Consider the following 12,769-nt stretch of genomic DNA (forward strand, 5'->3'; position numbering starts at 1 on the left):
GCCCATGCTCCGCCTCGACGCGGTCGGCCAGTACTACGGCGACCACCCGGTCCTCACCGACCTCACCCTCACCGTCCCCGACGGCCAACTCCTGTGCGTGGTCGGCCCCTCCGGCTGCGGCAAGTCCACCCTCCTGCGCACCGTCGCCGGACTGCTGCCCGCCCGTGAGGGCGAGATCACCGTCGACGGCACCCCCGTCACCGGCGTACCCGACCGGCTCGCGGTCGTCTTCCAGGACTACGGCCGCTCCCTCTACCCCTGGCTCACCGTCCGCGACAACGTCGCCCTCCCACTGCGCCGCCGCGGCCTCGGCCGGGCCGAGCGACGCGCCGAGGCCGAAGGCATCCTGGAACGCGTCGGCCTCGACGGCGCCGCCGGACGCCATCCCTGGCAGCTCTCCGGCGGCATGCAGCAGCGCGTCGCCATCGCCCGCGCCCTGGTCTGCCGCCCATCTCTGCTGCTCATGGACGAACCCTTCGGCTCCCTGGACGCCCAGACCCGCGAGGACCTGGAGGACCTCCTCCTGGAGGTGCACCGCACCGACGGCACGACCATCGTGTTCGTCACCCATGACATCGACGAGAGCGTCTACGTCGGCGACCGCGTCGTCGTCCTCTCTCCGGGCCCCGGCTCCCACATCGTCCTCGACCTGCCCGTCGAACTGCCGGGCAAGCGGGAGCAGATCGGGACCCGGGGACTCCCGGAGTTCGTGGCGCTCAGAGCGGACGTGGGGCGGGCGGTACGGGGCACCTAGCGGGGCGGCGGGGGGCCCGGCTGCCCGGTCAGACGACCCGCACGTCCTGCCATACCAGCCGGTGGTCCGAGGTCGGCACCTTCGTCCCGCCTCCGACCAGCCGGTACAGCGGATCGCCCGACGTCGGCCAGAACACCCCGTTCCCCCACGGCTCGAGGCCCTTGGACGGCAGGACGTGGTCGACCCGCAGATTCCCGGGCGCGTTGTCGTTGAAGTCGGACGTGTCGTACGCCGGGTTCCCGATGTGCGAGGCGTTGGCACCGCCCTGCAACCGCGCCGCCTCCACCCCTCCCGCACTGGCCGGCGGTGCGGCGGGCAGCCGGATCGCCGGGTGCTCCAGCAACTGCCCTACGGCGTGGTCGTAACTGTCCCCGTCGTACGGGTCCGCGTTGAGGTCACCCGCGATCACGAACCGCGATCCCGGCCGCAGACCACCGCGCCGCCCCTTGTCGTCGTACAGGTAGGAGCTGCGGCGGGGCCCGGAGATGTAGTCGGCCCACAGACGGATCTCGTCGTGGTTGCGCCGGCCGTTGCGGTCCTCGGGGCCGTCGAAGGTGGGGGGTGTCGGATGGGAGACCAGGAAGTGCACGGTGGAGTGTCCGACGCGCACCGGCACGTCCCAGTGGCTCTTGGAGGACAGCCGGAGGATCGCGCGGGCCTCGTCGCTGTAGTAGCCCGGCGGCATCACATGACCCGGCATGTCCTTCCACAGGAAGTGCTGGAAGGTGCGCACCGCGCGGGCGTCGATCGGGTACTTGGAGAGCACGAGCATGCCGTACTGCCCCGGGAACCAGCCGTACCCGAAGGCGTCCTGACCGTACGCGTCCGAACCCGGCGTGGTGACCGCGCCGTTGCGCCCGTCGAGGTCCGCGCCGGAGGCGACGCCCGTGTTGACGGGCCCGGTGAACCGGTACGGGAAGCGGATCGGGGCCGCCCCGCTCTGGCCGACGGCGAGGTAGTTCCGCAGGAACAGCCGGGCCGCCGCACCGGCGTCGTCGTAGTCGAACTCGTTGATCAGCAGCACGTCCGGGTCGACCCGCTGGATCGTCTCCGCGGCGTTGCGCGCCTGGACGTTGTCCGGGGTGGACAGGTCGGTGACGAGCGCGCCCTGGGTGCCGCGGTTCAGGGACGCGTTGAACGTGGCGAAGCGGACGGTCCGGCGGCCGGTCGCCGACGCGGGGACGGGGGTGGACCCGGCGAGTGCCGCGCCGGCGACGGCGGCGAGCGCGGTCCGGCGGGAGAAGGCTCTGTGATCGTGGTTCATCGGGACTCCGGTGAGGAGGGGGCACGTGAGCGGGTGAAGTCTGCGCGCGTAGAGATGAACGCCACAAGTCCCGTCGAGAACTCCCGAGTTCAGCCCCGATTCACGCGATGGTGTGATCATGTGCCGTGCCGCGGATGCCCCCGGAAGGGCCTGGGTAAGGCCCCGCCCATGACGCAGCCCTTCGAACTCCCGCACTTCTACATGCCGTATCCCGCGCGGCTGAACCCGCACGTCGAGGAGGCACGCGCCCACTCGAGCCGGTGGGCACGCGACATGGGCATGCTGGAGGGATCCGGGGTCTGGGAGCAGTCCGACCTCGACGCCCATGACTACGGTCTGCTCTGCGCCTACACCCACCCCGACTGCGACGGCCCCGCCCTGTCGCTGATCACCGACTGGTACGTGTGGGTCTTCTTCTTCGACGACCACTTCCTGGAGATCTTCAAACGGACCCAGGACCGCGCCGGCGGCAAGGCCTACCTCGACCGGCTACCGCTGTTCATGCCGATGGACCTCGCCACCCCGATGCCCGAGCCGGAGAACCCCGTCGAGGCGGGCCTCGCCGACCTGTGGACGCGGACCGTGCCCGCCATGTCGGCCGACTGGCGCCGCCGCTTCGCCGTCGCCACCGAGCATCTCCTCAACGAGTCCCTGTGGGAACTGTCCAACATCAACGAGGGGCGTATCGCCAACCCCGTCGAGTACATCGAGATGCGCCGCAAGGTGGGCGGCGCCCCCTGGTCGGCGGGGCTCGTCGAGTTCGCGACCGCCGAAGTACCCGTGGCCGTCGCGGGGTCCAGGCCGCTGAGGGTCCTGATGGAGACGTTCTCCGACGCCGTCCACCTGCGCAACGACCTCTTCTCCTACCAGCGGGAGGTCGAGGACGAGGGCGAGAACAGCAACGGCGTGCTGGTCCTGGAGACCTTCTTCGGCTGCACCACCCAGCAGGCCGCCGACACCGTCAACGACATCCTCACCTCCCGGCTCCACCAGTTCGAGCACACCGCCCTCACCGAGGTGCCCGCGGTCGCCCTGGAGAAAGGTCTCGCCCCGGGCGACATCGCCGCGGTCGCCGCCTACACCAAGGGACTTCAGGACTGGCAGTCCGGCGGCCACGAGTGGCACCTGCGCTCCAGTCGCTACATGAACGAGGGCGCCACCTCCACCTCGCCCTGGCACGGGCTCACCGGCCCGGGCACCTCCGCAGCCGACATCGGCGCCCTGCTCGCCTCGGCCGGTGCGGAACGGCTGCGCGCGTACACGCACGTGCCGTACCAGAAGGTCGGTCCATCCCGGTTCCCCGACTTCTACATGCCCTTCGAGGTCGAGCTCAGCCCGCATCTGCCCGCCGCCCGCCCCCGGCTCACCGAGTGGATGCACCGGATGGGCATGCTCCAGGAGGGCGTCTGGGACGAGGACAGGCTGGCCGCGGCCGACCTGCCGCTGTGCTCGGCGGGACTCGACCCGGACGCGACATCCGAGGCCCTCGACCTCAGCGCGCAGTGGCTCGCCTGGGGAACGTACGGCGACGACTACTACCCGCTGGTCTTCGGCCACCGCCGCGACCTCGCTGCCGCCCGGCTGATCACCCAGCGTCTGTCGGACTGCATGCCCGTGGCGGGCGAACAGGTCCCGGCGCCCCTGAACGGCATGGAGCGCGGCCTGATCGACCTGTGGCCGCGCACGACGGCGGAGATGACGCCGGACCAGCGCCGCTCCTTCAAGGACTCCGTGAACGTGATGACCGAGAGCTGGGTCTGGGAGCTCTCCAACCAGGTCCAGAACCGGATCCCCGACCCGGTCGACTACCTGGAGATGCGCCGGGCCACCTTCGGCTCCGACCTCACGATGAGCCTGTGCCGGATGGGCCACGGCCCCGCCGTCCCGCCGGAGGTCTACCGCAGCGGCCCGGTCCGCTCGCTGGAGAACGCGGCCATCGACTACGGCATGCTCATCAACGACGTCTTCTCGTACCAGAAGGAGATCGAGTACGAGGGCGAGGTCCACAACGCGATCCTCGTCGTGCAGAACTTCTTCGGCATCGACTACCCGACCGCGCTCGACGTCGTCCACGACCTGATGACCCAGCGCATGCAGCAGTTCCAGCACGTCGCCGCGCATGAACTGCCCATCGTCTACGACGACTTCGACCTCTCGGACGAGGCGCGCGAGATCATGGGCAACTACGTCGTCGACCTCGAGAACTGGATGGCGGGCATCCTGCACTGGCACCGCACCGTCGACCGCTACAAGGCCGCGTACCTGTCCCGCCGCTCCCACGGCTTCCTGCCGGACCGGCCCCCGGCCCTGACACTGCCGCTCGTCGGCTGACCTGACGCTCCGGGCTCCGTCACGGCGTCCCGGAGCCGTCCGGCGTCTCCCGCAGCGCCGCGTGCAGACGCCGGGCGCGCTCCGCCGGGAGCGGCTCGCCGACACGCTCCAAGTTGTCCGCGAGCAGCGTCAGTTCGGCCGTGTCCAGGCGGGTGGGGTCGTCCGCCCGCCGCAGCAGGCCCTGGTCCAGGTAGATCGCGTCGAACCGCTGGATGAGCCGCACGGGCGAGGTTGGTGCGGCCCTGGGCCAGGGCCAGGTCCGTCCAGGTGTACAGCGGCTCCGAGGCGGGGTCGCCCTCGAAGCCGCCGGGCACCGGCACGCGCTCCCACAGCGGGGGCGGGGGCGGGCCGATGAGCTCGTAGGCACACCCCTCCTCGGCGTTGAGGAGCAGGAAGTCGGGCCAGGTACGCGCCTGCGCGGCGTCCAGCAGCGCTTCGAGCTCCTCGCGGGAGCGCTCCGGAAAGCCCAGCGCGACCCGCAGTTCGGCCCGCGCGGCCTCATAGCCGTAGTACTCCTCCTCTTCCTCGTCCCGATCGTCCTCACCTCCCAGGCCGATCAGGATCTCGAACGCCTCGTCGAAGCCGGAGCCGACGAGCCCGGCCGAGCCCTCGGAGTCGGCGTACAGCACCGAGCCGTCCTCGCACACGAAGTACGTACCGCCCCCGGCGTCCCCGGCCACGACCTCAAGGGAGCCGCCGGAGACGAGGCGGACCGGCTCCCCATGGCCGTACTCCGCCCGGTCGAGGGAGAAGTCGAACGGGAACTCGGCCAGCGCGGCCAGCCGGGGGTTCTCGCGCAGGAGCCGGAGAGCGTGATCAGTCATGTCACTGAACGTAACAGCCGCCACTGTCAACGGGAGTTCGCGCACCCATGCGCGGTTTTCGGACCTTCTCGTGCGGAACGGGATATTCAGGGAACTTCGGCGATGCGCCAGGAGTCTTCCGGGGTGAGGGAATCAAGACCACAGAACACACGGGGGTGTTCGACCTTGACCGACATCATCGAGAGGATCACGGAGAGCGACAAGGGGGAGCAGGAGGCGGCACCGGGCGAACTGGCGCCGTATGTCGCACCGTTGCCCGTCCCGCCCGTCCTGCGGCCCGCCACCGGCGATGTGCTGCGTGAGACGGAGATCGCCCTGCAGCCGACCTGGGTCCGGCTGCATCCGCAACTGCCGCCGACCCTGATGTGGGGGTACGAGGGCCTGGTGCCCGGCCCCACCCTCGAGGTGCGGCGCGGACAGCGGCTCCGCATCGCCTGGACCAACCGCGTACCCAAGGGCAGCGAATACCCGGTCACCGCCGTCGAGGTGCCGGTCCGCCCGGCGGGCACTCCGCCCGCCACCACCGAGCCCGGCCGCGGCGGCGTCAAGCCGGACGCGGACGTGGCCGCCCTGCCCGCCTGGTCGGTGACCCATCTGCACGGCGCCCAGACGGGCGGCGGCAACGACGGCTGGGCGGACAACGCCGTGGGTTTCGGCGACGCCCAGCTATCCGAATACCCGAACGACCACCAGGCTGTCCAGTGGTGGTACCACGACCACGCCATGAACATCACGCGGTGGAACGTGATGGCGGGCCTGTACGGCACCTACCTGGTCCGTGACGAGGAGGAGGACGCGCTCCATCTCCCCTACGGGGAGCGGGAGATCCCGCTTCTGCTCGCCGACCGCAACCTCGACACCGACGAGGACGGTCTTCTCAACGGCCGGCTGCTGCACAAGACGATCGTGGTGAACCCGTCCCACCCGGAGACGGGCAAGCCGGTCACGACACCGTTCCTCGGCCCGTACACCACGGTCAACGGCCGCATCTGGCCGTACGCCGACGTGGACGACGCCTGGTACCGCTTCCGCCTGGTGAACGCGTCGAACGCGCGGATCTACGACCTGGTCCTGGTGGACGAGGACGACAACCCGGTGCCGGGCATCGTGCATCAGATCGGCAGCGACGGCGGGCTGCTGCCGCGGCCCGTGCCGATCGACTTCGACGGCGCGCTGCCCACCCTGACCGCCGCCCCGGCCGAGCGCTTCGACCTGCTGGTCGACTTCCGCGGCCTCGCGGGCCGCCGGCTCCGGCTGGTCAACAAGGGCCCCAACCAGCCCGTGGGCGTGCCCGACCCGGTGGGCAATGTGCGCTACCCGGCGGTCATGGAGTTCCGGGTCCGTGAGTCCTGCGAGACCGACACTTTCGAGCTGCCGGAGATGCTCTCGGGTTCCTTCCGCCGGATGACGCACGACGTGGCGCACGGCCACCGGCTGATCGTGCTCACTCCGCCCGGCACCAAGGGCGGCGGCGGACACCCGGAGATCTGGGAGACGGCCGAGGTCGAGGACGCGAGCGGTATCCAGTTTCCCGCCGAGGGCATCATCCAGGTCACCGGTCCGGACGGCACCACGAAGACCTACCGGCGCACGGCCCGGACCTTCAACGACGGCCTGGGCTTCACCATCGCCGAGGGCAGCCACGAACAGTGGAGCTTCCTCAACCTCGCGCCGATTCCGCACCCGATGCACATCCACCTGGCCGACTTCCAAGCGATGGGACGGGACCCGTACGTGGTGACGGGCTTCGACCCGGCGGTGGGCGGCACCCGCACACCGATCGCGTACGACCCGACCAGGAAGATTCCGCTGGCACCCAACGAACTGGGCCACAAGGACGTCTACCGGGTCCCGGGCAACCAGATGCTGCGCATCATGGGCAGGTTCGACGGGGCGTACGGCCGGTTCATGTACCACTGCCACTTCCTCGAGCACGAGGACATGGGCATGATGCGGCCCTTCGTCGTCATGCCGCCCGAGGCCCTGAAGTTCGACCACGGCGGCGGCCACCACGGCGGCCACAGGGAGGGTCACACGGGCTGACCCCGGTACCGCACGGCGTGCTCCACCGCGGCTCGCGCCAGCGCCCGGACCATCGGGTGCGGGCGCGAGCCGTCGCCGGCCAGCTCGGGCTGGAACAGCGAGGCCAGGAAGAAGGGGTGGCCCGGCAGTTCGGCGATCCGGACGTTTCCGTCCTCGTCGTACCCGGAGAAGCGCAGCCCGTGCGCGCGCAGCGTGTCGAGATGGCGGGACGCGCCGTAGGCGCAGAAGTAGCGCTCGACCGTGCGTTCCGATCCGATCACGGACTGGGCGAGCGAGCCCGGCTCGATGGTGACCACGCCCTCGTGGCCGACGAGGGAACACGCCAGCGGCTCGATGAGCAGGTCCTCGGCGTCGGGGTCGGTCTCGGCGTGCGCCACGCGCACGAGGCCGCACACGTCACGGGCGTACTCCAGCAGCGCATGCTGGAACCCGGCGCACGTACCGAGGAACGGAATGCCCTCCACGCGCGCGGTGCGGATCGCCGCGAGCACGCCCTCCTCGCTGCGGTACGGGCTGCCCGGCACCACCCACACCGCGTCGAACCCGCTGACGGCGCCCTCCGCCTCGGCGTCCTCGGACGGGATCCAGTAGGCGTCCAGGACGAGCCGGTCGCGTTCGGCGAGGGAGTCCATCAGAAGGGGGATGCGGGTGTGGGACACGACGCTGGGGGAGCGGTCGCCGACCAGGGCGATCCGGGCGCTCACGGCTGCTGAGTTCGTCATGGCTTCATCCTGGGCGCGGCCGCCGGATCGCGTCCAACGATGATTTCTGCACTCCCGATAAGCAGAGCTGATGGGACCCTGGGGGCATGGACCCGCACCTCCTGCGCACCTATGTCACCGTCGCCCGCCTCGCCTCCTTCTCCGAGGCCGCCCGCGAGCTGGGCTACACACAGTCGGCCGTGTCCCAGCACATCCAGGCCCTCGAACAGGACCTGGGCGCCCCGCTGCTGACCCGCCGTCCCGTCCTGCCCACGGCGTCCGGCGAGCGGCTCCTCGAACACGCGGGCCCACTGCTGCTGCGTCTGGACGCGGCCCGCGCGGACGTCGTACGGATGGCGGCCGCGCCCGAGCACGGGCTGGCTCTCGCCGCCGCCCCGACCGCGCTCGGGGCCCATGTCCTGGCCGCGCTTCCGGCCGCGGGCGTGACCCTGCGGGTGCTCGCCCGCGAGGCTGTTCCGGTGGCCGTCGCCACCGGTACGGCGGACCTGGGCCTGGTCGACGGCCTGGCCGCCCCCAGCGACCCGCTTCGGCTGCCCGACGTGGCGCCGCTGACCACGCGCGGTGCCGGCGAGGAGCCCGTGTGCGTGCTGCTGCCCGACGCGCATCCGCTCGCGCGCCGCTCCGGTCTGCGCCTCGCCGACCTCGCCGACGCCCGCTGGCTGGACGCCCCGGACGCGGGCCTGCCCCTGACCCATCTCCGCGCGGCGAACGGCGGCCACGGGTTCCGCCCCGCACTGCGCTACGACGGCACGGACGTCCGCACCCTCACCGCCCTGGCCGCGGCGGGGCGGGGCCTGGCCCTGCTGCCCCGCTCGGCGGCGACGGGAATTCCCGGCACGGTCGCCGTTCCGGTCACGGAGCCGCGAGTCGTCCATCGCACAGAACTGGTCCACGCGGGGGTGCTGCGGGGAGCGGCGGCGGCGCTGGTGGACGTGCTGACAGGTTGAGCTCGAACGTGCGTGTTGTCGATCGGCCCGAACACCCATGGCTTCCCGTTCTTGACCGCCAGTCAGTCTCACTCGTTCGTGGCTCGTCCGGCGCCGTTGTCCCGGGTAGAGCACCAGCCGGGAGCGACCCCGTGTCCGCCGGAGGCAAGCCATGGAACAGACCGCGTTGCGTCCGAAGCCGATGCCAGGCCAGGATCCCGGCGCCAGCAAACCCCGGGCCACCCGGCATCCGCACGCCGCGCCCCGCCGCGGCCGAAGGCTGCGGACCCTGCTGCTCGGGCTGTTCGTCGGAACGGTCCTGGTCCTGTCCGGCGTCGGACTCGGCACGGTCGGTGCCACGGTGATCGGCATGAGCAGACTCGCCGAGCTGCAGCGGCAGATGGAGCGGACCCCGCCCGCCTCGACCCGCTCCGCCCCGTCGTCGCCCTCGCCGTCGCCCACCCCCGCGCCGGCCCCGCCCACGGCCGCCCTCGGCGTGGAGGCCGTCGACGCCGAGAAGGCGGGCGCCCTGATCGTCGGCGTGCATGTGCCGGGCCCCGGCTTCACGGCGGGCCTGGTCCGGGGCGACGTACTCCTCCAGGTCGGCAAGGCCCGCGTCGACTCGGCCGCTGACCTCGCCCGTGCCGTCGCCGGCACCCGCCCCGGCAAGGAGATCACCCTGACAGTTCGTCACCAGAGCGGTGGCTACCAACAGTTGACGGCGACGCCGGGCATCGTCACATGACCCATGTTGTGGGGAGGCGACGAACGCCCCGTCCGGGAGCGGATCCGGGAAAGGGGTCGGGTGGTTGTGCGGTGTGTCAGTCCATGTCCACGCTGAGAGCGTTCAGCTCCATGTACAGCTCCGGGAGTGTGCCCCAATCAACGGTGGCCCGGTTCGCCAGAAGTACCCGAGTGCGCTTCACGGCAGGGCGGGAGATGGCGACGGTCACGCCGGAGTCGCGGAGCCATGAACCACGCTCGTCCGGTGTCCAGCGTTCCCACGCGTCCCCCATCCGGTCCTCCGTCGGCACGACTTGCCAGCCGCTCTCGACGACGGGTCGGGCCTCCAGCTCGTGGATCTCTTGTTCCGTATCGGCGTACTGGCGGCGGAACCTGTCGCGGCCCTCTGGTGTGGAGTAGAGACCGGCCTTTCGGTCTTCCTCCAGCTCCGCCAGGAAGGCCCGGAGCCGCTCCAGGTCGGCCCGGGAATCCGCACCTCCAACCCACTTCCGCTGTGCGTACAGTGCACCTCCCAGGGACTCCAGGACACTCGCCTGAACGTACGCCTCCACGTCCGCAATGCGGGCGGTGACGACGCCGTGGGAGTCCTTACGGCCCCCGTCGCACTTGAACGCGGATGTCTCGCCGTTGCTGCCTGACGTGCGGTGCATGTTCGAGCCGCAGACCCCGCAGGTGACGACGCCGTACAGCGGATGACGGTCCCTCGTGGCGGCCCTGCCGGTGACTGTGGGGAGCGCTGCCATGGCGCGGTCTCGCTCATGCACGCTGACGATCGGTTCCCATACCTCCACGGGGAGGCCTTTCTCCCGGACGAGACGGCCGGTCATGGGATCCACCTGATGGCCCACGATGTTGGGATGACCGAGTACGTCGCGCACGGATGCCGACGACCACGCCGAAGGCTTCGGGTCGGGCTTGACGGACGTGTGCATCCTTGGCGACGGGATGCCTCGGTCCTGGAGGTCCCGTGCCACGGCCGTGATTCCCTCTCCGTCACTGACGCGGGCCACAACCTCCCGGATCACCTTGGCTGCCTTGGGGTCACGGACAAGCGTTCTGCCTTCCCCGTCCGGGTGCGGAGCTGCCATGAGCCCGTAGGGCGCTCTCCCGCCGGGCCAACGGCCTGCCTTGTGGAGCGTTCGGCGGGTGGCTGCCACGCGTGCGCGGATGAGTTCGCGCTCCCATTCGGCAAAAGTCGCCACAATGTTGGCTTGCATCCTCCCGTCCGGCGTCGTCAGGTCGAACACATCGTGAACGGAGAGCAGCATGACCCCGGCTTCCTGCGCGGACCGCATCGTGTCTGCGAACCCCAGGAGTGAGCGCGCCAGCCGGTCCAGGCGCCAGAAGATCAGCACATCCCCCGGGCGCCACTCCGCCATGAGCGCCCTGAATCCCTCCCGCCGGTGTGGGTCCACGGCGCCACTCACGCCGTCGTCGGTGAACGTCAGGACGGAGGCGCCAGGCCACCGTCTCGTGGCCTGCTCGCGCCCCTCGGCAAGTTGGCGGGCGATCGACGTCGAGTTGTCGGCCGTGCGGGAGACCCGAGCGTAGAGGAGGACCCGTGAGGGTGCTTCAGTCATGACGGAACCTTAACGTGGTTGCCAACGGAACGAGTGTAGATTCTGCCGCAGTTCATACTTTGGGTTCCCACATCTGCCGATGGAGGCCTCCCATGGCCTCCGGGCAGTGGGGAGGTGGGACTCGCCGCGCTCTGGGCCGTCTACGAGGTCGGCTACTACGGCCTGTACGTGTGGTTCGTCGGCCGGATGCGCACCCTGCTGTCCCGGGCCGGAGTGCGCCGGCGCCTGGAGCAGGTCTCCGGAGGTGTGCTGCTCCTGCTCGGTGTCCGCCTGGCCCTGGAGAACTGACGCCATGGCCGACGGACCCCCGCACACACCCGCCGCATCCTCGGAAAACACCGCGAACCGGCTCGCGCGGCCCCCGCTGTCCGGGCAGGATGCTGCCCGTAGCCCCCGTTGTCCCTTTGTCCGCCCAGGGAGGCCCGGATGACCGGCCGTACGCTCGCGCCCTTCACCGCCGACGACTACCGGGCCCGCATGGAGCGCGCCGCCCGGGCGGCCGCCGACGCCGGACTCGCCGGACTCCTCGTGGCACCCGGCCCTGACCTGGTCTGGCTCACCGGCTACACCCCGACCGCGATCACCGAACGGCTCACCCTGCTGGTCCTCGCCGCCGGCCAGGACCCCGTCCTCGTCGTCCCCACCCTGGAGGCCCCGGACGCCGCCCACGCCACCGGCGCGCCCGCGATGACCCTGCGTGACTGGACCGACGGCAAGGACCCCTACGCCGCCACCGCCGCCCTCCTGGACTCCGGCGGCCGGTTCGGCATCAGCGACAACGCCTGGGCGATGCACCTGCTGGGCCTGCAGAAGGCGCTCCCCGGCACCTCGTACGCCTCCCTCACCCACGCCCTGCCGATGCTGCGGGCCGTCAAGGACGCGGCGGAGCTGGAGCTGTTGGCGGCCGCGGGAGCAGCCGCTGACGCGACGTTCGAGGAGATCCGCAAGGTTGCCTTCGGCGGCCGCCGGGAGTCCGAGGTCGCCGCCGACCTCGCCGGGCTGCTGCGCCGCCACGGGCACTCCCAGGTCGACTTCACCATCGTCGCCTCGGGCCCGAACGGCGCCAACCCGCACCACGAGGTCGGCGACCGGGTCATCGAGCGCGGTGACATGGTCGTCCTCGACTTCGGCGGCCTCAAGGACGGCTACGGCTCCGACACCTCCCGCACCGTCCACGTCGGCGAACCCACCGACGAGGAACGCCGGGTCCACGACCTCGTGCGCGAGGCCCAGGAGGCCGGCTTCCGCGCGGTACGCCCCGGCGTCGCCTGCCAGGAGGTGGACCGGGCGGCCCGCAGGGTCATCGCCGACGCCGGGTACGGCGAGTACTTCATCCACCGCACCGGCCACGGCATCGGCGTCACCACGCACGAACCGCCGTACATGATCGAGGGCGAACAGCAGCCCCTCGTCCCCGGCATGTGCTTCTCCGTCGAGCCTGGCGTCTATCTGCCGGGACGCTTCGGGGTGCGCATCGAGGACATCGTCACGGTCACCGAGGACGGCGGCCGCCGCCTCAACGACACGGCCCGCGACATGGTCATAGTGGACTGAGAAGCCATCAGGAGCCCCGGCACACCC

The 12,769-nt window shown here is 71.0% G+C and carries 10 protein-coding genes and 1 pseudogene; 7 read left to right on the top strand and 4 right to left on the bottom strand.

Features of this window, described 5'->3' with window-relative positions:
* The first annotated feature begins 4 nt into the window (after positions 1-4).
* Entirely contained in the window at positions 5-754 is a 750-nt protein-coding gene (locus OHU89_RS37530; protein WP_405649392.1) for an ABC transporter ATP-binding protein, read from the top strand.
* Positions 755-782: 28 nt separating this feature from the next.
* On the opposite strand, the gene OHU89_RS37535 is transcribed toward OHU89_RS37530, so the two are convergent.
* Positions 783-2,018 (bottom strand): endonuclease/exonuclease/phosphatase family protein, encoded by a 1,236-nt coding sequence (locus OHU89_RS37535; RefSeq protein WP_405649393.1) that lies wholly within the window; start codon positions 2,016-2,018, stop codon positions 783-785.
* 168 nt (positions 2,019-2,186) lie between these two features.
* Here OHU89_RS37535 and cyc2 point away from each other — a divergent pair, with 168 nt between their 5' ends.
* Positions 2,187-4,349, top strand: coding sequence for a germacradienol/geosmin synthase Cyc2 (gene cyc2 / locus OHU89_RS37540; RefSeq protein WP_405649394.1), 2,163 nt, complete (start codon positions 2,187-2,189; stop codon positions 4,347-4,349).
* On the opposite strand, the gene OHU89_RS37545 is transcribed toward cyc2, so the two are convergent.
* Positions 4,265-5,173, bottom strand: coding sequence for a hypothetical protein (locus tag OHU89_RS37545; protein ID WP_405649395.1), 909 nt, complete (start codon positions 5,171-5,173; stop codon positions 4,265-4,267). The genes cyc2 and OHU89_RS37545 overlap by 85 nt on opposite strands.
* Before the next feature lie 165 nt (positions 5,174-5,338).
* Here OHU89_RS37545 and phsA point away from each other — a divergent pair, with 165 nt between their 5' ends.
* The gene (gene phsA, locus OHU89_RS37550) at positions 5,339-7,216 is read left to right on the top strand and encodes an O-aminophenol oxidase PhsA (protein ID WP_405649396.1); all 1,878 of its coding nucleotides are present in this window, start codon (positions 5,339-5,341) and stop codon (positions 7,214-7,216) included.
* Here the strand turns inward: phsA and OHU89_RS37555 are convergent.
* The gene (locus OHU89_RS37555) at positions 7,204-7,938 is read right to left on the bottom strand and encodes a glutamine amidotransferase-related protein (protein ID WP_405649397.1); all 735 of its coding nucleotides are present in this window, start codon (positions 7,936-7,938) and stop codon (positions 7,204-7,206) included. The two genes, phsA and OHU89_RS37555, sit on opposite strands and share 13 nt — an antisense overlap.
* A gap of 86 nt (positions 7,939-8,024) precedes the next feature.
* Between OHU89_RS37555 and OHU89_RS37560 the strand changes: the two genes are divergently transcribed.
* Both OHU89_RS37560 and OHU89_RS37565 read left to right on the top strand, forming a co-directional pair.
* On the top strand, positions 8,025-8,885 hold the full coding sequence (locus OHU89_RS37560; RefSeq protein WP_405649398.1) for a LysR family transcriptional regulator: 861 nt from the start codon (positions 8,025-8,027) through the stop codon (positions 8,883-8,885).
* Positions 8,886-9,036: 151 nt separating this feature from the next.
* Entirely contained in the window at positions 9,037-9,609 is a 573-nt protein-coding gene (locus tag OHU89_RS37565; RefSeq protein ID WP_405649399.1) for a PDZ domain-containing protein, read from the top strand.
* Positions 9,610-9,685: 76 nt separating this feature from the next.
* On the opposite strand, the gene OHU89_RS37570 is transcribed toward OHU89_RS37565, so the two are convergent.
* Positions 9,686-11,188, bottom strand: a complete 1,503-nt coding sequence (locus OHU89_RS37570; RefSeq protein ID WP_405649401.1) for a recombinase family protein — start codon at positions 11,186-11,188, stop codon at positions 9,686-9,688.
* Between the two features lie 42 nt (positions 11,189-11,230).
* On the opposite strand from OHU89_RS37570, the pseudogene OHU89_RS37575 reads away from it, so the two are divergent.
* A pseudogene (locus OHU89_RS37575) lies at positions 11,231-11,476 on the top strand (hypothetical protein); the annotation flags it as partial.
* A gap of 138 nt (positions 11,477-11,614) precedes the next feature.
* A complete protein-coding gene (locus tag OHU89_RS37580; protein WP_405649402.1) occupies positions 11,615-12,742 on the top strand; it encodes an aminopeptidase P family protein in 1,128 nt (375 codons plus the stop codon).
* The last annotated feature ends 27 nt before the right edge of the window (positions 12,743-12,769 follow it).

Source organism: Streptomyces sp. NBC_00019, assembly GCF_045041015.1.
Lineage (GTDB): Bacteria > Actinomycetota > Actinomycetes > Streptomycetales > Streptomycetaceae > Streptomyces.